General features: G+C 67.8%; 23 protein-coding genes. 11 read left to right on the top strand and 12 right to left on the bottom strand.

Features of this window, described 5'->3' with window-relative positions:
- The first annotated feature begins 14 nt into the window (after positions 1-14).
- The 7 genes from ACWFRF_RS21685 (at position 15) to ACWFRF_RS21655 (ending at position 8,860) form a co-directional block, all read left to right on the top strand.
- Positions 15-824 (top strand): exodeoxyribonuclease III, encoded by an 810-nt coding sequence (locus ACWFRF_RS21685; protein ID WP_452451913.1) that lies wholly within the window; start codon positions 15-17, stop codon positions 822-824.
- A gap of 73 nt (positions 825-897) precedes the next feature.
- Positions 898-2,100, top strand: a complete 1,203-nt coding sequence (locus ACWFRF_RS21680) for a homogentisate 1,2-dioxygenase (protein ID WP_452451912.1) — start codon at positions 898-900, stop codon at positions 2,098-2,100.
- A 28-nt stretch (positions 2,101-2,128) separates the two neighbouring features.
- The gene (gene fahA / locus ACWFRF_RS21675) at positions 2,129-3,319 is read left to right on the top strand and encodes a fumarylacetoacetase (RefSeq protein WP_452451910.1); all 1,191 of its coding nucleotides are present in this window, start codon (positions 2,129-2,131) and stop codon (positions 3,317-3,319) included.
- Between the two features lie 149 nt (positions 3,320-3,468).
- Positions 3,469-5,730, top strand: coding sequence for an MMPL family transporter (locus tag ACWFRF_RS21670; protein ID WP_378991226.1), 2,262 nt, complete (start codon positions 3,469-3,471; stop codon positions 5,728-5,730).
- Positions 5,731-6,038: 308 nt separating this feature from the next.
- Positions 6,039-7,682 carry a phosphomethylpyrimidine synthase ThiC gene (gene thiC, locus ACWFRF_RS21665; protein WP_452451908.1) on the top strand — a complete coding sequence of 548 codons (1,644 nt, stop codon included), beginning with the start codon at positions 6,039-6,041 and terminating at the stop codon, positions 7,680-7,682.
- A 157-nt stretch (positions 7,683-7,839) separates the two neighbouring features.
- Complete coding sequence (locus ACWFRF_RS21660; RefSeq protein ID WP_378996138.1) at positions 7,840-8,034, top strand: hypothetical protein; 195 nt, start codon at positions 7,840-7,842, stop codon at positions 8,032-8,034.
- 31 nt (positions 8,035-8,065) lie between these two features.
- Complete coding sequence (locus tag ACWFRF_RS21655; RefSeq protein ID WP_378996136.1) at positions 8,066-8,860, top strand: thioesterase family protein; 795 nt, start codon at positions 8,066-8,068, stop codon at positions 8,858-8,860.
- On the opposite strand, the gene ACWFRF_RS21650 is transcribed toward ACWFRF_RS21655, so the two are convergent.
- The 5 genes from ACWFRF_RS21650 to ACWFRF_RS21630 form a co-directional block, all read right to left on the bottom strand.
- Positions 8,861-9,367 carry an SRPBCC family protein gene (locus tag ACWFRF_RS21650; RefSeq protein WP_452451905.1) on the bottom strand — a complete coding sequence of 169 codons (507 nt, stop codon included), beginning with the start codon at positions 9,365-9,367 and terminating at the stop codon, positions 8,861-8,863. It abuts the gene before it with no gap.
- Between the two features lie 16 nt (positions 9,368-9,383).
- Entirely contained in the window at positions 9,384-9,713 is a 330-nt protein-coding gene (locus ACWFRF_RS21645; protein ID WP_378996132.1) for an ArsR/SmtB family transcription factor, read from the bottom strand.
- A complete protein-coding gene (locus ACWFRF_RS21640) occupies positions 9,703-10,134 on the bottom strand; it encodes an SRPBCC domain-containing protein (RefSeq protein WP_452451903.1) in 432 nt (143 codons plus the stop codon). Before ACWFRF_RS21640 ends, ACWFRF_RS21645 begins: the two co-directional genes overlap by 11 nt.
- Positions 10,135-10,210: 76 nt before the next feature.
- Positions 10,211-11,734 carry an MFS transporter gene (locus ACWFRF_RS21635; protein WP_452451901.1) on the bottom strand — a complete coding sequence of 508 codons (1,524 nt, stop codon included), beginning with the start codon at positions 11,732-11,734 and terminating at the stop codon, positions 10,211-10,213.
- 158 nt (positions 11,735-11,892) lie between these two features.
- Positions 11,893-12,453, bottom strand: coding sequence for a TetR/AcrR family transcriptional regulator (locus ACWFRF_RS21630; RefSeq protein ID WP_452451900.1), 561 nt, complete (start codon positions 12,451-12,453; stop codon positions 11,893-11,895).
- Positions 12,454-12,492: 39 nt separating this feature from the next.
- On the opposite strand from ACWFRF_RS21630, the gene ACWFRF_RS21625 reads away from it, so the two are divergent.
- Positions 12,493-13,737: a KasA/KasB family beta-ketoacyl-ACP synthase gene (locus ACWFRF_RS21625; protein WP_452451898.1), complete on the top strand. Its 1,245-nt coding sequence runs from the start codon at positions 12,493-12,495 to the stop codon at positions 13,735-13,737.
- 51 nt (positions 13,738-13,788) lie between these two features.
- Here ACWFRF_RS21625 and ACWFRF_RS21620 read toward each other — a convergent pair whose 3' ends face one another.
- From ACWFRF_RS21620 to ACWFRF_RS21600, 5 genes are all read right to left on the bottom strand, one after another.
- A complete protein-coding gene (locus tag ACWFRF_RS21620; RefSeq protein WP_452451897.1) occupies positions 13,789-14,784 on the bottom strand; it encodes an aliphatic sulfonate ABC transporter substrate-binding protein in 996 nt (331 codons plus the stop codon).
- Positions 14,785-14,816: 32 nt separating this feature from the next.
- Complete coding sequence (locus ACWFRF_RS21615; RefSeq protein ID WP_379316475.1) at positions 14,817-15,572, bottom strand: ABC transporter ATP-binding protein; 756 nt, start codon at positions 15,570-15,572, stop codon at positions 14,817-14,819.
- Between the two features lie 91 nt (positions 15,573-15,663).
- Positions 15,664-16,470: an ABC transporter permease gene (locus ACWFRF_RS21610; RefSeq protein ID WP_379316477.1), complete on the bottom strand. Its 807-nt coding sequence runs from the start codon at positions 16,468-16,470 to the stop codon at positions 15,664-15,666.
- 45 nt (positions 16,471-16,515) lie between these two features.
- Positions 16,516-16,938: a VOC family protein gene (locus tag ACWFRF_RS21605; protein WP_452451894.1), complete on the bottom strand. Its 423-nt coding sequence runs from the start codon at positions 16,936-16,938 to the stop codon at positions 16,516-16,518.
- A gap of 81 nt (positions 16,939-17,019) precedes the next feature.
- The gene (locus ACWFRF_RS21600; protein WP_452451892.1) at positions 17,020-17,667 is read right to left on the bottom strand and encodes a TetR/AcrR family transcriptional regulator; all 648 of its coding nucleotides are present in this window, start codon (positions 17,665-17,667) and stop codon (positions 17,020-17,022) included.
- 89 nt (positions 17,668-17,756) lie between these two features.
- Between ACWFRF_RS21600 and ACWFRF_RS21595 the strand changes: the two genes are divergently transcribed.
- On the top strand, positions 17,757-18,893 hold the full coding sequence (locus ACWFRF_RS21595; protein ID WP_452451890.1) for an epoxide hydrolase family protein: 1,137 nt from the start codon (positions 17,757-17,759) through the stop codon (positions 18,891-18,893).
- Positions 18,894-18,996: 103 nt separating this feature from the next.
- On the opposite strand, the gene ACWFRF_RS21590 is transcribed toward ACWFRF_RS21595, so the two are convergent.
- Entirely contained in the window at positions 18,997-20,127 is a 1,131-nt protein-coding gene (locus tag ACWFRF_RS21590) for a GTP-binding protein (protein WP_452452054.1), read from the bottom strand.
- Positions 20,128-20,216: 89 nt separating this feature from the next.
- Between ACWFRF_RS21590 and thiD the strand changes: the two genes are divergently transcribed.
- Complete coding sequence (thiD, locus tag ACWFRF_RS21585) at positions 20,217-21,065, top strand: bifunctional hydroxymethylpyrimidine kinase/phosphomethylpyrimidine kinase (RefSeq protein ID WP_379314174.1); 849 nt, start codon at positions 20,217-20,219, stop codon at positions 21,063-21,065.
- A 146-nt stretch (positions 21,066-21,211) separates the two neighbouring features.
- Here thiD and ACWFRF_RS21580 read toward each other — a convergent pair whose 3' ends face one another.
- Positions 21,212-21,997: a TetR/AcrR family transcriptional regulator gene (locus ACWFRF_RS21580; protein ID WP_379314173.1), complete on the bottom strand. Its 786-nt coding sequence runs from the start codon at positions 21,995-21,997 to the stop codon at positions 21,212-21,214.
- A gap of 90 nt (positions 21,998-22,087) precedes the next feature.
- Between ACWFRF_RS21580 and ACWFRF_RS21575 the strand changes: the two genes are divergently transcribed.
- The gene (locus ACWFRF_RS21575) at positions 22,088-22,714 is read left to right on the top strand and encodes a class I SAM-dependent methyltransferase (protein ID WP_378996106.1); all 627 of its coding nucleotides are present in this window, start codon (positions 22,088-22,090) and stop codon (positions 22,712-22,714) included.
- The last annotated feature ends 20 nt before the right edge of the window (positions 22,715-22,734 follow it).

The raw sequence follows: 22,734 nt of genomic DNA, 5'->3' as shown, positions 1-22,734 counted from the left end.
GGACCGTCACAACCGTGCGTCTCGCCACCTGGAACGTCAACTCGATCCGCTCCCGCGTCGATCGGGCGATCGCTTTTCTGGACCGTCACGACATCGATGTGCTGGCGTTGCAGGAGACCAAGTGCCGTGACGATCAGTTCCCGTTCGAGCAGTTCGAGGCGGCGGGGTACGAGGTAGCGCACGTGGGGATCAATCAGTGGAACGGTGTCGCGATCGTGTCGCGGGTCGGGCTCACCGATGTCGAGCTCGCGTTCCCCGATCAGCCCGGCTTCGACAAGAACGCCGGCGATTCGCTGATCGAATCGCCGGTGGTGGAGTCGCGCGCGATCGGTGCGACCTGCGGCGGGGTGCGGGTGTGGAGCCTCTACGTCCCCAACGGGCGCACGCTCGCCGACCCGCACTACACCTACAAACTGAACTGGCTCTCGACCCTGCGCGCGCAGGCGGCAGGCTGGCTGGCCGACGACCCGCAGGCGAAGATCGCGCTGGTCGGCGACTGGAACATCGCCCCCACCGACGACGATGTCTGGGCGCCGGAACTGTTCGTCGGCAAGACCCACACGTCCGCGCCCGAACGCGAGGCGTTCCAGTCCATGCTCGACATCGGCTTCCGCGACGTGATGCGCCCGTTCGCCCCCGGCCCCGGCGTCTACACCTATTGGGACTACACCCAGCTGCGTTTCCCCCGCAAAGAGGGCATGCGCATCGACTTCATCCTCGCCTCCCCCGCCCTCGCCGACCAGATCAACGACGCTTCGGTGGATCGCGAGGAACGCAAGGGCAAGGGCGCCAGCGACCACGCACCGGTGATCGCCGAATTCTGACGGATCCGCCACGCGTTCTCGGTTACGTTGGAGGTGGAAGTTTCAGCCTGCAACGTAGCGGGAGGCGCGCCTCATGTCGTTTTATCGCAGGGTCGGAACGGTGCCGCCGAAGCGGCATACGCAGCATCGGGATGCGCGCGGCAACCTCTACTACGAAGAGTTGATGGGCGAGGAGGGGTTCTCCGGGGACTCCTCGCTGCTGTATCACCGCGCGCTGCCGCCCGCGATCGTCGACGCTACGGTCTGGGAGCTGCCCGACCAGACATTGACGCCGAATCATCCACTGCACCACCGGCATCTGCGGCTGCCGCTGCTGTTTCCCGGCGATACGGCAACGACGACCGACCCGGTGACCGGGCGCAGGTTGCTGCTGGCCAATGCCGATGTGCGGATCTCGTATGTGGTCGCCAAGGGCGCGTCCCCGCTGTACCGCAATGCCATCGGCGACGAGCTGGTGTACGTGGAATCCGGTGCGGCCGTGGTGGAGAGCGTGTTCGGGATCGTGCCGGTTCGCCAGGGTGATCAGGTGCTCATGCCGCGCGCCACGACCCACCGCTGGCTGCCGATGGGTGAGGAACCGTTGCGCGCATATGTGATCGAGGCATCGAGCCACATCACCCCACCCAAGCGCTATCTCTCGAAGTTCGGTCAGCTACTGGAGAATTCGCCGTATTGCGAGCGGGATCTGCACGGGCCACTCGAATTGCTGCTCGTCGAGGACACCGAGGTGGAGGTGCTGGTCAAGCATCGGGCGGGCACCGAGGTGATCGGCACCAGGATGACCTACGCGACGCATCCGTTCGATGTGGTCGGCTGGGACGGCTGCCTGTACCCGTACACGTTCAACATCGCCGATTTCGAGCCACTGACCGGCCGCATACATCAGCCGCCGCCGGTGCATCAGGCCTTCGAGGCCACCAATTTCGTCATCTGCAATTTCGTGCCGCGCAAGGTCGACTATCACCCCCTGTCGATTCCGGTGCCGTACTACCACTCGAATGTGGATTCCGACGAGATCATGTTCTATTGCGGCGGGAGCTATGAGGCGCGCAAGGGTTCCGGTATCGCCCAGGGTTCGGTGTCGGTGCATCCCGGTGGTTACGCGCACGGCCCACAGCCAGGTGCCTATGAACGCAGTATCGGGGCGGAGTTCTTCGACGAGCTGGCGGTGATGGTGGATACGTTCCGCCCGCTGCAACTCGGCGAAGGGGCGCTGGCCTGCGAAGATCCCGCGTACGCGTGGACCTGGTCCGGTCGCGGGCCGGGGCTCGCATGAGTGAGCGCAGCGGCGTGGACGGCGGCCGATGACGGGCGCGCAGGTGTTGCGCGTGGAGGTACCGGAAGACTCGCTGTTCGGGCCGGAGAATATGCCCTACGGCGTATTCGCACCCCCCGGCGGTGCCCTCCGGGTCGGTTGCCGCTTGGGCGATATGGTGCTCGATCTGGCTGTGCTGCTGGATGATCCGGTGTTCGCTCGCCCCGAGATGAACGCGTTCCTGGCGCAGGGTTCCGGCCGCTGGCGTGAGGTCCGCGCGAGGTTGCGCGCGCTCGCGGACACGGCGCTGCCGATCGATGCCGTGTATCCCTTGTCCGCTGTGCGGATGGCACTGCCGGTACGGATCGGCGACTATGTCGATTTCTACGCCAGCATCGACCACGCCACCAACCTCGGCAGGCTCTTCCGTCCGGACAGTGCACCGCTGCTGCCGAATTGGCGGCACCTGCCGGTGGGGTACCACGGCCGGGCGGGCACCGTCGTCGTCTCGGATACCCCGGTCATCAGGCCGCGGGGACAACGCCGGACCGCCGCGGGCACACCTGATTTCGGACCGTCGCAGCGGCTGGACATCGAGGCCGAACTGGGCTTCGTCGTCGGCTCCGGATCCACGCTCGGCGCGCCGGTCACCGTCGACGAGTTCACCGAGCACGTGTTCGGCGTCGCCCTGGTCAACGACTGGTCGGCCCGCGATATCCAGGCCTGGGAGTACCAGCCGCTCGGCCCCTTCCTCGGCAAGTCGTTCACCACGTCGCTCTCGGCCTGGATCACCCCGCTGGCCGCGCTGACTCAGGCGCGGGTGCCGCTACCCGCACAGCACCCAGAACCTCTCCCCTACCTGCGCGGTACCGGCGACTTCGGCCTCGACATCGATCTGACCGTCGCCTGGAACGGCGAGGTCGTCGCGCATCCGCCCTACTCACGCATGTACTGGTCACCCGCGCAGATGCTTGCCCACCTCACCGCGAACGGCGCCTCGATCCGGCCCGGCGACCTCTACGCCTCCGGCACCATCTCCGGGCCGGAGCCGTCCCAGCGCGGGTCTTTCATCGAATTGTCCTGGGGTGGAACACAACCCATCACAGTGAAGGATCAGACCCGCACATTTCTGGCCGACGGCGACGAGGTGACGATCACCGCCACCGCGCCGGGCACCGAGGGCAGGCGGATCGGCCTCGGCGCGGTCGGCGGCCGAATCCTGCGGGCACGCGATACCTGAGACACCGCTAGCGGTTGTGGGCCGTCCTCCGCGTCCACCCAGGGGCGGAGATGGTACTCGGCCGACCTCCACCCCGAGGCGGTATCGGATATAATTCGACGCGGGATACGGTGACGGTTCGAACGTTTCCGAGCAGAGGGCACCCGACGATGTTGACGAGAATCGCCCGCACCGCCGTTGCCCGACCACGATGGGTGGTCGCGGTTGCGCTGGTGCTGATGGTGTTGTGCGGCGCGATCGGCGCCACCGTGCACTCGCACATGAAATCGGGCGGATTCGTCACCTCCGATCTCGATTCGGTCCAGGCCAGTCAATACCTGAGCGAACACTTCCCCGGCAGCGAGCCCAACTACGTCCTGACGATCACCGCCGAGGGTGTGGCCGACTCCGCCGCCGCACGCGCCGCCGCCGACCGCGCGCTCGCCGTCCTCGGCGCACATCCCGAGATCGTCAGCGGTGTCCAGTCGTACTGGACCGCGCGCCCCGATCTCAAACAGGCGATGCTCAGCAAGGACCGCACCCACGCGCTCATCCTGGCCAGCATCGAGGGCGACGACGCCGAACTGCCCGTCCGGGCGGCCCAGCTGAGCGAAGAACTACAGGTCGAGAGCGGTCCGGTGACGGTCAAGGCCGGTGGGCTCGCCGCCTCCTTCGCCGATATCAACACCCAGATCAGCAAAGACCTGATCATCGCCGAGGCGATCGCGATCCCGATCACCGGCCTGCTGCTGGCGCTGGTGTTCGGCAGCCTCATGGCCGCCGCGCTGCCGGTCGCGATCGGGCTGTTCGCCATCGCGGCGTCGCTGGGCATTCTTCGGGTGCTGACCGCGCTCGCCGATGTGTCGATCTTCGCGCTGAACATGACCACGGCACTCGGACTGGCGTTGGCGATCGACTACAGCCTGTTCATCGTCAGTCGATATCGCGAAGAGCTGGCGGCGGGCCTTACCCCGACCGCGGCGGTGACCCGTGCGATCCAAACCGCCGGTCGTACGGTCGTGTACTCGGCGCTGGTCGTCGCGCTCTCGCTGTCGGCGCTGCTGGTGTTCCCGCAGTACTTCTTCAAGTCGTTCGCTTACGCGGGTATCGCCGTGGTCGCCGCCGCGGCGGCCGCCGCGGTGATCGTGCTGCCCGCCCTGCTCGTTCTGGTAGGTCACCGCATCGATTCGGGCGACCTGCGCGCACCGATGCGCCGGCTGTTCCGGCTGGCCCCGAGGACGGAAAAGGAACCGCGCCAGACCTTCTGGTATCGCCTGGTCAACGCGGTGATGAAGCGTCCGTTGCCGATCGCCCTGGCCACCACCGCGTTCCTGCTGCTGCTCGGCTCGCCGTTCCTGGGTGTCCAGTTCGGCTACCCCGACGACCGGTCGCTGCCCACCGATGTCGCCAGTCGCGAAGTGGGCGACATCCTGCGTACCGAATTCGATGCCGACCTGGCCTCGAGCGCGACCATCGTGCTACCCGAATTCCGGGGCAGCACAGCCGAACTCGACACCTACGCCCGCGACCTGTCCAAGGTGCCCGACGTACCGGCCGTGCTCAGCAGCGCGGCGGTGTACCGCAACGGGCTGCGGGTGGCCCCTGGCGTGCCCGAGATGACGGACCCGCAGCACGGCGCCTACCTGTCGGTCGCCACCACGGTCGACCCCTACTCCGACGCGGGTGGCGACCAACTCGACACCCTGCGCGCCGTTCCCGCGCCGTCGAAAGCCCTGATCACCGGCCCGGCCGCGCTGAACCAGGACTCGGTCAACGCGATCACCGGCAAACTGCCGCTGGCGGGCGCGCTGATCGCGCTCACCACGCTGGTGCTGCTGTTCCTGTTCACCGGCAGCGTGGTGCTGCCGGTGAAGGCACTGATCCTCAACATCCTGTCGCTGGCGGCGACGTTCGGCGCGATGGTGTGGATCTTCCAGGAAGGCCACCTGTCGGGGCTGCTCGGCTTCACCGCGACCGGCACCCTCAACCTGGCCATGCCCATCCTCATGTTCAGCCTGGCGTTCGGCGCGTCCATGGACTACGAGGTCTTCCTGCTGTCGCGGATCCGCGAGGAATGGCTGGCCGGGCCGAAGACCACCGAGGGCAATACCGAGGCGGTCGCGATGGGCGTGGCCCGCACGGGACGCATCTTCACCGCAGCCGCGCTGCTGATGAGCATCGTGTTCCTCGGCGTCGCCAGCTCCGGCGTGTCGATGATGAAGCTGTTCGGCCTCGGCTGCGCACTCGCAGTGATCAGCGACGCGACCGTGATCCGCGGCCTGCTCGCCCCCGCGCTCATGCGGATGATGGGCACCTGGAACTGGTGGGCGCCGAAGCCGCTGGTGGCACTGCACAACAAGTTCGGGCTGCAAGAAGCCGACGACATGCCGGCCTCGGTCGAGCGCCAGCTGACCGAATCCGGCACCCGATAGCGAACGATCAGACCGCCGCCTAGACTGCACACCAGTCACGCATGCCCCGACCTCGAGGAGGGGCTCGCCGCGAAGCGGCGGTTCGCGGCCGTCCCGCCGATGGGAGGCCGTTGCGTAGGCGACGAAGGAGCAAGCAACGGCCTCCCATCGGCGGGACACCAGGGGCCGCGAACTCGAGCGCGCCAGCGCTCAAAGAAGCACGGGGGCTCGCACCAGCGGGCTGAGAGGACGGCTAGCCCATCTCGGGCGTTCAGGGCCGTCGACCGTATGAACCTGACCGGGTAATGCCGGCGTAGGGAGGAAATATCGTGGGCTCGAACACGTCTTCTGACAGGACGGTCGACACCGTCACCACCGGTCCGATCCAGGGCAGCGTCAAGCACTACCAGGAGGTAGACGGACTGCGCATCCCGGTGCGCCGGATCAACCTCACCAACGGCGACCACTTCGATGTCTTCGACACCTCGGGGCCGTACACCGACGACAACGCGGTGATCGACCTCGAGGCCGGGCTGCCGAAACTGCGCGACGAATGGGACTCCCCGACCGTCGACGGTCCGCCGACCCAGCTCGCCTGGGCTCGTCAGGGCATCATCACCCCCGAGATGCGGTTCATCGCCGCCCGCGAGGGGGTCTCGCCCGAACTGGTGCGCGACGAGGTCGCGCTCGGTCGCGCGGTGATTCCGGCCAACCACAACCACCCGGAGCTGGAGCCGACCATCATCGGCAAGAAGTTCCTGGTCAAGATCAATGCCAATATCGGCAATTCGGCGGTGTCGTCGTCGATCGCCGAAGAGGTGGAGAAGATGGTGTGGGCCGCGCGCTGGGGCGCCGACACCATCATGGACTTGTCCACCGGCAAGAACATCCACGAGACCCGCGAGTGGATTCTGCGCAACTCCCCCGTCCCGATCGGCACCGTCCCGATCTATCAGGCGCTGGAGAAGGTGAACGGTGATCCCACCAAGCTCACCTGGGAGATGTACCGCGACACCGTGATCGAGCAGTGCGAGCAGGGCGTCGACTACATGACCGTGCACGCGGGCGTGCTGCTGCGCTACATCCCGCTCACCGCCAAGCGCGTCACCGGCATCGTCTCGCGCGGTGGCTCCATCATGGCCGCTTGGTGTTTGGCGCATCACCAGGAATCGTTCCTGTACACGCACTTCCGTGAGCTGTGCGAGATCCTGGCGCGCTACGACGTGACCTTCTCCCTCGGCGACGGCCTGCGTCCCGGCTCCATCGCCGACGCCAACGACGAGGCCCAGTTCGCCGAACTCCGGACTCTCGGGGAGCTCACCAAGATCGCGAAATCCTATGGCGTGCAGGTGATGATCGAAGGCCCAGGCCACGTGCCGATGCACAAGATCGTCGAGAACGTGCGGCTCGAGGAAGAGCTCTGCGAAGAGGCGCCGTTCTACACCCTCGGCCCGCTGGCCACCGATATCGCACCCGCCTACGACCACATCACCTCGGCCATCGGCGCCGCGATCATCGCCCAGGCGGGCACCGCGATGCTCTGCTACGTCACGCCCAAGGAGCACCTCGGTCTGCCCAACCGCGACGACGTCAAGGTCGGCGTGATCACCTACAAGATCGCCGCCCACGCCGCCGACCTCGCCAAGGGTCACCCGCACGCCCAGGACCGGGACAACGAATTGTCCAAGGCCCGTTTCGAATTCCGCTGGCACGACCAGTTCGCGCTCTCGCTGGATCCCGACACCGCCCGCGAGTACCACGACGAGACCATGCCCGCCGAGCCCGCCAAGACCGCCCACTTCTGCTCGATGTGCGGTCCGAAGTTCTGCTCGATGCGCATCTCCGCCGACGTACGCGAATACGCGGAGAAGCAGGGGCTCACCGATGTGGCCGCCATCGAGGCGGGCATGGCCGAGAAGTCCGCCGAGTTCGCCGACCACGGCAGCAAGGTGTACCTCCCGGTCGTCTCCTGACCCCGCTCCACCCTCGCCGACGCCCGTCCGATCTTCGCGATCGGGCGGGCGTCGCAGCACGTGCACCCTGAATTTCGGGGCTTTCGCTCACCCTGGCGATCGGTAACGATTGGCAATCGTGTCGACCTACCGGCACGCCGAGCACTGGAGTGAATCAATGAAACGCATCGTCGCCGGGGCCCTCGCGGCCGCCGCCCTGTCCGTCGCCGCCCCGCTCGGCACCGCCCAGGCCGCGTCCCTCCCGGTCGCCGACTCCGGCTCGTCGTCCATCGGCTGCACCTCCGACACCAGCCCGTGCGCCCTACGCCCACTGTTCGACCTGTTCACCGCCCTCCTGACGGGCAGCGCCTAGGCCACAGGGCGCGCGGGGTAACGTCGGCCGGGTGGCCGATGCCTTCTACCGCCGAGACCCCGCGGACCCGAACCGGTACCTCTCGACCGAGCTGACCCGGGGCCCGTGGTCGCCGGACGCCCAGCACGCCGGACCGCCGTCCGCTCTGCTCGGGCATGTGATCGAGCGCTGCGAGCCCCGGCCGGGATTCCAGGTCGGACGAGTCGCCGTCGAGATTCTCGGGCCGGTGCCGCTGGCTCCGCTCACCGCGCAGGCGAAGGTGGTGCGGTCGGGGCGCAGTGTCGAACTGATCGAGGCGACTTTGTCGTCGGAGCGCGGCCCCGTGATGCAGGCCAACGCGTGGCGGCTCAAGCTCGCCGAGCCCGCCCTCGATCTGCCCGCCCAGTTCCTGCCGACCGGTACCAGGCCACTGCCCGCGGCGACGGAGCCGGAGCAGTTTCCCTCCGATCAGGAGATCGGTTTCCACACCGGCATCGAATACCGTTTCTCCGCAGGCTCATTCGCCGCGCCGGGGCCCGCGATCTGCTGGATCCGGTTGAAGTACCCGATCGTCGCGGGGACCACCCCGAGCCCGCTGGAGCGCACGCTGGCCGCCGCCGATTCGGGCAACGGGGTCAGCGCGGTCCTCGACTGGTCGAAGTACCTGTTCATCAACACCGACCTCACCGTGACCCTGCATCGTCAGCCGGTCGGCGAGTGGGTGTGCCTGGACGCGGTCACCCATCCCCAGCCGCACGGCATCGGCCTCGCCGAATCCGCGCTGTTCGACGAGACCGGGCCGATCGGGCGCAGCACCCAGACGCTGCTCATCGCGCCCCGGGGCTGATCAGGGACGCGGCTTCACCAAGTCGGCGTTGCCGTGCTTGAGCAGTTCCGACTCGCCGGTGCTCGTGTGCCGGAACGGGTCGCCTTCACCGGTGGTGAGCAGACCACGCAAGCTGGTGGTGATGTAGGCGCCCCAGGCGTTGGAGCACACCTCGTAGCATTCCCCGGCGGGCACCAAACCCACATGGGTGAAACGGATTTCGGTGCCGTCGGCGTTCTCGGTGATGTCGAAGACGACGTCGGTGCCCTCCCATTCGGTGGTGTCGGCGATGAAGGACAGGTGCGAGTCGGTGACGTGCCAGACCAGGCGCTCGCCCGGAATCGACGTGGTGGTCGTCATGGTGCAGCGGTGCAGGCCGGGAACCTCGAAGAGGTAGCTGTCACCGACCGTGCCGGTGCTGCCCTCGATGGTCTCCGACCACCAGGCCCACACGTTGTTGATGGCCGCGAAGGCCTCGTCGGGTGTCTTGTCGACGGTGATGGTGGCGGTGAAATCGTTGTCGCTCATTGCGTTTCCTTCCGGCTCAGCCGTCGAGATGCCGGCGGAGCGCGTCGAGTGGGCCGTCCCAGTCACGGGACAGGGCGGCCAGAAATTGTTGTGCCACGTGCATCGGAGCGGAATCGAGGCGGTAGCGCACGCGCCGCCGCTCCCCCGGTTCCGCGATCACCAGGCCCGCATCCGCTAGCAGGGCAAGGTGTTTGGCGATCGCCTGCCGGGTGATGGGCAGCCGATCGGCGAGGTCGGTCGCGGTGGCCGGACCGTGCGCGGCGAGTGCGGCGAGTACCGACCGCCTGCTCGGATCGGCCAGCGCGACGAAGACCCGTTCGGCGGTGGCCTCCTGCTCAGGCCGCATCGAGGTACTCGACGAGCTCGCCCAGCTCGCTCTTCCAGCCGCCGACATTGCCCTCGAACGCCGCCTTGTGCGCCTCCTCGGGCAGCTGGGCGAAGCCGGTCTCGGTGACCGTCAGCCGGGTGCCGTTGCCGACCGGCTCGAGGCTGAATTCGACATAGGTGCGTCGCGGGTCGTCGTCGGGCAGCCCGTTGATCGGCCAGGTGTAGCCGAACACCGAGGGCTCCTCGACCCGCTCCACCCGCATGTCGGCGGCGAACCCTTCCTTCCAGGTCATTCGCATGTCCCCGCCCGGTCGCAGGTCGATCTCGGCGGTATTGCCGAACCAGCTCCCCAGCCCTTCCGCGGTGGTGAGGGCCGCCCATACCTTGGCGGGCGGATGCGCGAGCTCGACGGTCCGGACGATCTGATCAGGAAATCCCATGATGCCTCCTCATATATTGCAACCGACTGGTTGCAATTCAGAGTATTGCAACCGTTGGGTTGCGTCAAGGGTGTGGTCATCCGTGGCCGCCGGTGACGCGGAACCCTTTCGGGACCAGCCAAACCGTGCCGACAGCAACCACCGCGACGACGGCGGCCGAGATGTAGGACGTGGTGGTGAGGGCGACGTCGAAGGCATGACCGGCGGCATGGGCCAGTTCGTCGCGGGCGGGTTCGGGTAGGTCGGTGGCCACCTCGGCCGCGCCGCCGATCGAACCGCTCGCCTGATCGAGCTTGTCGGCGGGGACGGACAGGCCCGTCATGTGCTGACTGAAGATCCTGGCGTGCAGGCTGCCGAGCAGGGCGACGCCGAAACCGACGCCGACCTCGTAGTTGGTCTCCTCCACCGCACCCGCCTGGCCCGCCCGGTCCGCGGGCACGGCGCCGACCAGGACTGCGGCCGCCGCGGTCACGGCCATACCGTCGCCGAGACCGAACGACACCAGCACCAGCGCGACCACCGGATAGGTGGTGGGTTCCGGACTCACCGCCAGCAGCAGGAACCCGAGGGCGACCGCACCGAGGCCGAAACCGAGCACCGCGCGGACACCGAACCTCTCCATCAGAAACGGCGTGAGCAGGGAGGCGGTGAGCAGCGTGAGCGCGGCGGGCAACATCCGGATGCCCGCCTGCGACGGGCTGTAGCCGTGGACGTATTGCAGCCACAGTGAGATCAGGAACATGGCCGCGCCGATCGCCATCATGGCCAGCAGCGTCGCGACGGCCGCCGCGGTGAACGCGCCGTTGCGGAACAGCCGCACATCCAGCAGCGGGTCGGCGGCAGTGAGCTGACGTCGGGTGAACCAGGCCAGCGCGGCGATGCCGATCAGCAGGATCGCCCAGTCCACCTCGCTCGCTTCACCTTTCGCGAGATGCTTGACGCCCCACGCCAGACAGACGATGCCTGCCACCGACAGCGCGGCGGCGAACCAGTCCAGGCTCCCCGCCTGCGGCGCACGATATTCCGGCAACACCCACAGCCCCACCACCACCGTCACGACCACCACCGGCACATTGAGCCAGAACGCCGACGACCACCCGAAGTGCTCGACGAGGAACCCACCGACGATGGGCCCCACCGTGGCGCCGACCCCGGCGACCGCCGCCCAGATCCCGATGGCCATGGTGCGTTCGCGCACATCGGTGAAGATGTTGCGGATCAGCGACAGCGTCGACGGCATCACCATCGCACCGCCGATCCCGAGCAATACCCGCCCGCCGATCAACTGCGCCGCGCTCCCGGCGGTAGCCGCGACCACCGACGCGATGCCGAACAGCACGAACCCGCTGATGAACAACAACTTTCGCCCCACCCGATCACCGAGCGCACCGGTGGTGATCAGCAAGCCGCCGAGCACGAGCCCGTAGATATCGATGATCCACAACTGTTCCATCGGCCCGACCTGCAAATCCTCGATCAGCGACGGCAGCGCCACATTGAGAATCGTGGCATCCATCGCCACCAGCAACAGACTGGCGCACAGCACCCCGAGCATCACCCAGCGCACCGACCCGTAGGACTCGTCCCGCGCTTCGCTCACCCTGGCCACCTCACCGGCCGCTCGGCCCTCGACGTCCGTTGACGACAAGCTACCCACAACAGTGACGCCCGCCCGGCAATGCTCGCGGCAGGTCCAGCCGCGATCCGGGCACGCGAAGGCCGATCCGGGCCGGATGAGACCCGATCATCGACGGGCGCTCAGCCCGGCAGGACCGCCGCGATGAGGGTGCGCGCGGCGCGGCCCGTACGTTCCCGGTCGCCCGTGATCACGCGGTCCTGGATGATGCCGCGCAATCCGGAGACCAGCAGCGTGGACACCACCTCGGGATCTTCGGCCAGCCCGGTCCGGCGCAGCGCGGCGGCGAGTTCGGCGACGAAGGTGGCGATCGCGGCCTCGGCGTAGTCCTGGTACGGCGAGCCGGGGGCACACGCGGCACCCAGCACCTGCAGCAGCACTCGCACGCTGTCGGCCTCGGCACCCTCGGAATTCACGTCGAAGAACCCGATCAGCCGCGCGGGTAGCTGCGCGGGCTCGGCGATATCGGCGAAGACCGCGGCGAGGTCGGGTCGCTGCGTCGCCAACGCCTGGACCAGCAGTTCTTCCTTGGTTCCGAAGTAGTAGATCAGCATGCGCGAGCTGGTCCCGAGTGCCGCGGCCAGCGGTCGCAGCGAGAGTTCGGCCAAGCCGTGCGAGGCGATGTAGGTGACGACACCGGCCAGCATCTCGGCGCGCTTGCGGTGGTCGAGGGGACGGGCCATGGGTTGACTGTAGCGAGTGCTACAGGTATTCATGTCATCGTGACTGTACCGATCGCTTCAGAAACTCGGGGCGGCGTGGTGGTGACCGCGTACGCGGCGACCACCGCACTGGCCGACACCATGGACGAGACCTGGTCGCGCCTGCTGCGCGGCGAGAGCGGAATCCGTGCGCTACCCACGCGGTTCCTCGCCGAGCACGATCTGCCGGTGCGGATCGGCGGACCACTGGTCACCTCGCCCGATGCCGAGCTGACGCGGATCGAGCAGCGCAGGCATTCCTACGTCGAACGCATGGCCCTGGTCCTCGGCAGACAGGTCTGGCAGGCCGCGGGCGCGCCGGAAGTCGACCGTGAGCGGCTCGCCGTGGCCATCGGCACCGGCCTCGGGGGCGGCGACGCACTGATCGATGCCGTCGACGCGATGCGGGCGGGCGGCTACCGCAAGGTCTCACCGCTGGCCGTGCCGATGGTGATGCCCAATGGACCCGCCGCCACCGTCGGACTCGAAATCGGCGCGCAGGGTGGGGTTTTCGCGCCGGTGTCGGCCTGCTCGTCGGGGTCGGAGGCGATCGCGCACGCATGGCGGCTGATCAGCACCGGCGAGGCCGATGTGGTGGTCACCGGTGGCGTCGAAGGGCATATCGACCCGGTCCCCATCGCGGGCTTCGCGATGATGCGGGCGATGAGTACCCGCAACGACGAGCCCGAACGCGCCTCCCGGCCGTTCGACCGCGACCGCGACGGCTTCGTCTTCGGCGAGGCCGGCGCGCTGCTCGTCCTCGAATCCGAACGGCACGCGAAGGCGCGTGGTGCGCGCATCCACGCGCGAGTGCTCGGTGCGGGCATCACCTCCGACGCCTTTCACATCGTGGCCTCCGACCCGGCGGGCACCGGTGCGGCGCGGGCGATGCGCAAGGCCGTTCACACTGCGGGGCTGCGGGTTCGCGACATCGATCACGTGAACGCGCACGCGACGTCGACATCGATCGGCGATGCTTCCGAAGCGGCGGCGATCACCGCGGTCGCTCCCGATGCCTCGGTGTACGCCCCGAAGTCAGCACTCGGTCATTCGATCGGCGCGGTGGGCGCTCTCGAAGCGGTGCTCACGATCCTGAGCCTGCGTGAGCAGATCGTCCCGCCCACACTGAATTTCGACAACGCGGACCCGGCGATCGATCTCGATATCGTCGCCGGGGCCCCACGACCGCACAAGATCGACTACGCCCTCAGTAACTCGTTCGGATTCGGCGGCCACAATGTCGCGCTCGCGTTCGGAAAAGCGTAGCGGCGCCGCCGATCCGGTGGGATCGACGGCGCCGTGACGGCTCAGCGCGACTTACGCCTTGTCGAAGCGGGTGTCGACGAACGACTTGAAATCGACCTTGCCGGGGATGGCCTTGGCCTTGGTGAAGGCATCCGCGATTTCCTGTTCGGAGGCGATGACCTGGTCGGTGAGTTTGATCGGCTCCTTGATCGAGCGGGTCCAGGTGGTGCGGGAGGCGTCGACGCTGATCTGGGTCAGCTCGGCGTATTTGGTCGACCAGGTGTCGAGATTGTCCGAGGACCACTTGGTGGCGGCGGCGTAGCGCTGGAAGAAGTCGGCGAGAGCGGCGGACTTGCCCGCGTCGGCGACGGTCTTGTTGCCTGCCACCCAGAAGTTGTAGCCGTTGGCGGCCTGGTCGGCGGTGGCGATCGACTTGGCGCCGATATCCTTCTCCGCGATGGCAGTGTAGGGGTCCCAGGTGGCCCAGGCGTCGACGTCACCGCGGGTGAGCGCGGTGTAGCCGTCGCCGGGAGCAAGGTAGACCGGCTCGACATCGCTCAGCGACAGGCCCGCCTTCTGCAGTTGCAGGAGCAGGTTCGCGTTGGCCGAACTGCCCTTGTAGACGGCGACCTTCTTGCCTTTGAGGGCCGCAACCGAACCGATCGTGGAGTCCTTGCCGACCAGGATCGCGTCACCCTTGCCGGTGGCCGAGAGCGCCCCGACGATCTTGATGTCGGCGTCGGCGGCCGCGCCGAAGATCACCGGGGTATTGCCGGTTTGGGCGATGTCGATGCCGCCCGCACTCGCCGCCTCGACCAGCGGCAGACCGGCGGTGAAGGTGGAGAATTCGATCTTGTAGGGCAGGTTCTCCAGCTGACCCGATGCCTTCAGCAACACCTCGATCGAAATCGCCTTCTGGTCACCGACTTTCAGCGTGACGGTGCTCAGGTCGACCGGGCCCGAGGGTGCGGCGTCGGTCGCCGTGTCGTCGCCGCACGCGCTCAGTGCGAGCGTTGCGACGACGGCGAGGGCAAGGCCTGCCAGACGGGACATCGGGGTGCGTTTCACGGGAACAACTTTCGTGCGATGGTGCGGAGGGTTCAGTGCACGCCGAGCAGCGCGAGCAGGTGCGTCGCGTACTCGGCGACTTCCGGCGCGGCGGCGGTGCGGGGGCGTGGTAGCTCGATGGGCACGTCGGCGGCGATGCGGCCGTCGTCGAGAACGAGAACGCGGTCGGCCAGGGTGATCGCCTCCAGCACGTCGTGGGTCACCAGCAGGACGCCGAACTCGCGCTGAGCGTGCAGGCCGAGGAGCAGCTCGTGCATCGTCAGCCGGGTCAGCGCGTCGAGCGCGCCGAAGGGCTCGTCGAGCAGCAACAGCGTCGGCTCGGCCACCAATGCCCGTGCCAGCGCGGCACGTTGGGCCTCACCACCGGACAGAGTGAGCGGCCACGCGTCGGCGCGACCGGCGAGGCCGACCTCGGCGAGCAGGTCGCGGGCGGCTTGCTCGTCGGCACGTCGATTGCGCGGCTTCGGCCTGCCGAGGGCCACATTGCGCACCACCGGCTGCCACGGGATCAGGCGGGGTTCCTGGAAGACGATCGTCGGCCTGCCTTCGACGGAAGCCGCACCGCGAGTGGCGGTATCGAGGCCGCCGATGATCCGCAACAGCGTGGACTTGCCCGATCCACTGCGCCCGACCAGCGCGACGATCTCGCCCGCGCCGATCTCGAGATCGATCCCGTCGAGCACGGTGCGGTCACCGAATCGCTTGCTGAGAGCGGCGATCCGGGCGGCGGGCACGCGAGCCGATCGCGACGAGATGGGGGTGACGGTCGTGGCGGCGGCAGCGGTCATGGGGTGAACCTCGCGATCGAACGGCGGCGGGTAGCGGGCCTGCCTGCTCTCGGGACGGGGTGGGTCCTCGAGCCGGCGGAAGAAGCGGACATCAGCGGTGCACCGCCGGGCGCCAGCGCAGTGCGCGGCGTTCGAGCAGCCGCACGATCGAGTCGGTGAGCAGGCCGAGCAGGCTGTAGACCACCAGTCCGAACACCACGATGTCGGTTCGCAGGAATTCGCGGGCATTGTTGACGACGAAGCCGAGTCCGGCACTGGCATTGATCTGTTCGGCCACGATGAGCGAGAGCCAGGCGATGCCGAGACTCTGCCGGGCGCCGACCAGGATCTGCGGCAGGGCGCCGGGGAGCACGAGCAGGCGCAGGCGTTCGGCGAGTCCGAGGTGCAGGGCACTGCCGAGTTCGAGCAGTTTCGGGTCGAGCTGGCGGATGCCCGAGAAGGTATTGAGGTACAGCGGGAAGAACACACCGAGGGCGATCAGGTAGACCTTGGGCTCCTCGCCGATGCCGAACCAGATGATGAACAGCGGGATCAGGCCGAACAGCGGGATGGTGCGGATCATCTGCAGCGGCGGGTCGACCGCGTACTCACCGATCTTGCTCAGGCCGGCGAGCACGCCGAGTACCAGCGCGAGAACCGCGCCGAGGGCGAAGCCGTACAGCGCGCGCTGGCCGGAAACCAGCAGTGCCTCGGTGAGCTGGCCGGATCGGTAGGTTTCCAGACCCGCGTCCAGCACCGCGGACGGCGCGGGCAGTTTCTTGGCCGGGATCGAGCCGCTGGCGCTGGCGAGCTGCCAGATGACCAACACCGCGAGCGGCGAGAGCGCGCGCAGGAACCCGGGGCGACGGTACAGCGGGATCCGTCGCTCGCCGGTTTCGGTGGGCCTCTCCAACAGCATGCGAGCATGGTGCCCGCCCGAACCGGTATACCGACAGGGTTCGAATCAGCTCGAGGATTTGTCGGCTCGGCCGGAGATCTGCTGCACCGCCCAGCTATTCCCGTCGGGATCGCTGAAGAAGACGAAACCGACATTGTCGAGCGGGTGCGGGACGGGCCGCGGATTCTTGCCGAGCTCGCGCACCTCGCTGACCTCGACTCCCCGCGCCACCAGCTCCGCGTGCGCCTGCTCGATATCGGGAACCACGAGTTGCAGGCCCTTCAGCGAGCCCGGCGGCATCTGCGGCACCGCCCCTTTGCCGATGACGATCGAGCAGCCCGAGCCAGGCGGGGTGAGTTGCACGATGCGCACGTCGTCGGAGATCACCGTGTCGTGGTCGACGGCGAACCCGAGCTGACGCGCGTAGAAATCTTTGGCCCGATCGATATCGGAAACCGGGACGATCACAACTTCCAGGGTCCAGTTCACTACGCGCCTCCGCGTTGCAGTCCGGGTGATGCGCCAAGTCTGCCAGCTGCGCGCTCGGGAGCAGAGCCGTATCGGCGGCGGTCAGGGCTTGCGTTCCCATCGCCAGGCGAACTCGCCGGTCGCAGGGGGTGGGCCCGGTAGCTCACCCTCGGCGGTGAGCCCGTCCACCATCAGCGCGAGGACACGTTGGCGCAGTTCGGTGGTGCGCGCCGGGTCGGGCATGGTGATGGCCGAGCAGGCCTCGAGGATCAAGCCGAGGTCGAGGGCGTCGACATCGGGCCGAAGGCGACCGCTGGCGTGGGCGCGGCGGACCAGCTCCTCGCCGGCCTCCCCCGAGTGCACGACGTCGGGCAGCATCGACTCGTCGGGCGTGAAGGTGCCCGCCAGACGCACGGTGAGCGAGTGCACGTCGGCCTCGACGACCCGTTCCAAGAATCCGACGAACCCGCGCCAGCCATCCGAATCCATTAGCGCCGCATCGGCTTCCGCGTTGAATCGCCGTAGCCCTTCGTGACAGAGGGTGCGCAGCAGCACCTCCTTGCTCGGATACCGCCGGTAGAGCGCGCTGATCCCGACGCCCGCCCGTTCGGCCACGGCGGCGATCGGTGCGTTCGGATCGTCGAGGAACACCGCGCGGGCGGCGTCGAGGATCAGTCCGTCGTTGCGCGCGGCCTGCGCCTTGCGACCGGGCAAGCGGGGCTGATCTGCGGTTTCGGTCTGGTTCGCCATGAATATCAGCCTACCACTTGAAACGGAACGCTCCGTTCTGTTATGGTTGGAACAGAACGAAACATTCCGTTTCAATTTGAGGAGTCGACATGGCCACCATCACCCCGTTCCGAATCGACGTTCCGCAGGCCCGCCTCGACGACCTCGCCAACCGGCTGCGCGGCGCCCTGTACCCCGACGAACTGCCCGGCGTCGGCGACGCCTACGGCGTCCCGGCCGGTCGCGTCCGCACTCTCGCCGAGTACTGGCTCGAGGAGTTCGATTGGCGCGCACTGGAATCCGAGCTCAACGCCTACCCGCAGTTCACCACCGAGATCGAGGGCGAGGACATCCACTTCCTGCACATCCGCTCCTCGCGCGCCGATGCGACGCCGGTGATCCTCACCCATGGCTGGCCCGGTTCGATCCTCGAATACCTCGACGTGATCGCGCCCCTCACCGAGCCGGAATCGGCCGACGCGCCCGCCTTCCACCTCGTCATCCCCTCGCTGCCCGGTTTCGGCTTCTCCGGCCCCACCCGCAGCACCGGCTGGAACCGCTACCGCACCGCCCGCGCCTGGGCCGAGCTGATGGCGCGCCTGGGCTACCAGCGCTACGGCGCCATCGGCAACGACGGCGGCTCGATGGTCTCCCCGGAGATCGGCCGGATCGCGCCCGACACGGTGATCGGCGTGCACGTCACCCAGCTGTTCTCGTTCCCGTCCGGCGACCCGGCCGAGTTCGAGGGCCTGTCCGAGGCGGATATGGCCGCGCTGCAGCATCTCCAGTGGTTCCACGAGAACAAGATGGCCTTCAATACCCTGCACAGCCAGCAGCCGCAGACGCTGGCCTACGCGCTCGCCGATTCCCCGGTGGGTCTGCTCGGCTGGAACGCGCAGCTGTTCGGCGAGTCGCTCGACGCGCAGTTCGTGATCGCGAATGTGGCGCTGTACTGGCTCACCGGGACAGCGGGTTCGTCGCTGCGCTTCTACTACGAGGACGCGCACGCCACCGAGCAGCCGACCGAGCCGACCACAGTCCCGACCGGGCTGGCCATGTTCGCCGGCGATTTCCAGTCGATCCGCCGGTTCGCCGAGCGCGACCACAGCAAGATCGTCAGCTGGAATTCCTACGACACCAGCGCGGGTACGGGCGGCGCGAACGACGCGGCCGGGCACTATGCCGCGCACGAGGCGCCCGCGGTGCTGGTCGGCGACATTCGCGAGTTCTTCGCCGGGCTGGCCTGATTCGTCCAGGTGCCGCGGCCCACGCTCCCCTCATCGGTGCGTGGGTCGCGACCCATTCGAATCATGCACCAGCGCAGTGTGATACGCGCAGCAAAGATGCCAATCAGTGATGCTCGTGCAGGTCGGCCCAGGCCGGAAACGGATCGGCGTAGCCGGTCCACGCGCTCGGGCCCGCCGCGAACTCCGCGTCGGTGAGCAGCGCGGCGTCGAGTTCGCGCCGCACGGCGGGGGCGTCGAGGCGCACTCCGATGAACACGAGCTCCTGTCCGGCAGGCACTTCCAGTTCCGACCACCACGCGCCGGGTTCGAAGGTCAGATTCGGGCCCGCCTGCGACCAGATCGCCGCCAGCTCGGGACGGCTCGCGATCCAGCAGAATCCCTTGCTGCGCAACATCCCCCGCAATCGCTCCAGCACGGCGGCGAGGCGTTGCGGATGGAAGGGCCGGTCGGCGAGAAAGGTGATGCTGCTGATTCCGTATTCCTCGGTCTCGGGAGCGTGTCCCCCCGCCAATTCCTCTGCCCAGCCTTCGGATTCGGCCGCGACCACCGGGTTGTAGCGTCCCGTGGCAAGCACTTCGCGCAGATCCACGACGCCCTTTTCGGTTCGCAGCACGTGCGCTCGCGGGTTGAGCCTTCGTACGGTCGCCTCCACCGTGGCCGCGGCGTTCACGCTGACCAGGTCGGTCTTGTTGATCAACAGCACGTCGGCGAACTCCACCTGATCGACCAGCAGATCGGCGATCGAGCGGGCATCACCCTCGCCGGCTTCGAGGTCGCGTTCCGTGAGCGCCTGTCCGCGGACGAGTTCGGCCAGGAAGGTCGAGGCGTCGACGACGGTGACCATGGTGTCGAGGCGGGCGATGTCGCCGAGGCGGAACCCGTCGTCGAACTCCCAGTCGAAGGTGGCGGCCACCGGCATGGGTTCGGAGATGCCGGTGGACTCGATCACCAGCTGGTCGAAGCGGCCCTCGCGTGCCAGACGCGCGACGGCTTCGATCAGGTCCTCGCGCAGGGTGCAGCAGATGCAGCCGTTGGTGAGTTCGACCAGCTTCTCCTGGGTGCGGTCGAGGTGCCCCTGACCCGCGATCAGCGCGGCGTCGATATTGACCTCGCTCATGTCGTTGACGATCACCGCGACCCGGCGGCCGTCGCGGTTGGCGAGGATGTGATCGAGCAGTGTGGTCTTGCCTGCGCCGAGGAAGCCGGACAGGACGGTGACGGGCAGAGGTGTCAGGGTGTTGGTCACGAGTTAATGATAATGGTTTTCATTTGCAGTGCCCAGGTGGGGTCTCGCGACGGCGAGTGCGGTCGTAGGGTTGGGGCGTGAAGATGTTGCCGCTGACCCCCGATGGCCAGACCCCCGTTCGCGCGCTCACCATCGCGGGCACCGACTCCGGTGGCGGCGCGGGCATCCAGGCCGATTCGCGCACCATGGCGCTGTGCGGCGTGCACGCGTGCGTGGCGGTGGCCGCCGTGACCGTGCAGAACACGGTGGGCGTCAGCGGGTTTCACGAGATTCCGCCGCAGGTCGTGGCCGATCAGGTACGGGCGGTCGTGCGCGATATCGGCATCGGCGCGGCCAAGACCGGCATGCTCGCCTCCACCGCGATCATCGAGGCCGTCGCCGGGGTGTGCCGCGAGCTCGGAATCGGGCGCGAGGGCACCATCCCCCTGGTGGTCGACCCCGTCGCGGCTTCCATGCACGGGGATCCACTGCTGCACGCGGAGGCCCTGGAGGCAGTGCGCAACACGCTGATTCCGCTGGCGACCGTCGTTACCCCCAACCTCGACGAGGTGCGTCTGATCACCGGCATCGAGGTGGTCGACGACGCCACCGCGCGCAAGGCCGCCGAGGCATTGCACGCGCTGGGCGCGCAGTGGGCGATCGTGAAGGGCGGCCACCTGCGCGCCTCGGAATTCAGCACCGACCTGCTCTACGACGGCGACACCTTCCGCGAGTTCAGCGCACCGCGCATCGCCACCGGCAACGATCACGGCGGCGGCGACACCCTGGCCGCGGCGATCGCCAGCGCGCTCGCCAACGGCTACCCGGTTCCCGACGCGGTGGAGTTCGCCAAGGAGTGGACCTACCGATGCCTCGCCGCCTCCTACGATCTCGGCGCAGGCCACGGCCCCGTATCACCGCTCTGGAGACTTCACGTCGACGCATGATCGGCGCGGCCGCGCACGGCCGAGGTATGCCTAGCGTGGCGTCCCGAACATGTCGGTACCCAGGTTCATACTGAACCCATCGCACCCCCGTCGACCCCAACGACGTGATCGACGAGAACAACGGAGTTCGTGTCGGGCGCGAGATCTCAGTCGAGACCGAAAGCCGAGCGCAGCGGTTCCGACGGGTCGATCTTGACCCCGTTGAAGCGAGCGTGCGCCTGCGCCAGCGCCGAGATGCTCTCGGCCAGATAGTCGACGAAGCGCTCGACCGGCATCGCCGATACTTCGCGCTGGTTCGCGCCGAGCCACCAGTCCGTGGCCGAGGCGACCGCGCCGAAAATCGAATAGTTCACCAATTCGATCCCGGTCACGTCGATCGATTCGGTCGGCAGCAGGCCCGCGAAGAATTCCGCCGCCCGCCGCGCCGATTGGCGGGCCGCGACCAGAGCGCGTTCGGTTTCCTTGGCCTGCTGGCTGAAATGGCTGTGCAGCATGAACCGGAAGACGTTCGGATGCGCCGACACGACCGCCACGTATTCGGTGGCCGCGGTATGGACGAGTTCGCTGATCGAATCGTCGGTGAGATTCACGCTGGTGAGCACGCGCTCCCAAAGCATGTCACGTACCCGGTCGACGATCGCGTTGTAGAGGTCGGTCTTGTCCTCGAAATGGCGATACAGCTTCGGCTTGGCCGCACCGGCTTCCTTGGCGATATCGCCCATGCTCACATCGGGCCCGACCTGATCGAGCGCCCGGAACGCGGCGTCGACGAATTCGATCCGCACCTGCACGCGATGCTCACGCCAGCGTTCGGTCCGCGCGTCGACACGACGCCGCGGCGCCTCGTCCGTCTTGGGGTAACCGCGCGTCACGGTAGTAATACTAGGGCGGGCCGTACCGCGGGTTACGCACCCCACCGAGAGCGGGAACACATTTGCTGAAACAGCAAGATTTCTGGCGCCCGTCGGAGCCGCCGATGCACTATCGGATGATCCTTTCACCCTGACTGACCAGGAGCATCGATGACCGAGACCGTGGCGAACGCCGAAGAGTTCTGGGAAGACTTCTACCGCGAACGTGCGCAGATCTGGACCGGTAACCCGAACCCCCTCCTGGTGCGCGAGGTCTCCGAGCTGACCCCCGGGACCGCCCTCGACCTGGGCTGCGGCGAGGGTGCCGACGCGATCTGGCTGGCGGAGGGCGGCTGGCAGGTCACCGCCGCCGACATCTCCGCGACCGCGATGGAGCGTGGCGCGCGCCGGGCCGCCGAGGTAGGCGTGACGATCGTGTGGGAGCGCCACGACCTCCAGGCGAGCTTCCCGGCAGGCACCTTCGACCTGGTGTCGGCGCAGTTCCTGCACTCCCCGGTGGAACTGCCGGACGAGCGGGCCGGGATTCTGCGCAGCGCGGCGGCCGCCGTCGCGCCGGGTGGCGTACTGGTGGTCGGCGCGCACGCGGCCGCGCCGAGCTGGGCCTCCAGCCAGATGCACGCTCATGTGTTCCCGACCATCGAGCAGGTGCTCGAGCAGCTCGAGCTCGGGCCCGAGTGGCAGGTCGAGACCGCCGAGCTGGTCCACACCCCCTCGACCAGCCCCGACGGTGTGGTCGGCGAGCGCGCCGACAGCGTGCTGCGCCTGCGTCGCGGCTGACCACGATCCCCAGCAACCTC

It is taken from the genome of Nocardia sp. NPDC055165 (genome assembly GCF_053606985.1).
This window is presented reverse-complemented; position numbering and strand designations above follow the sequence as displayed.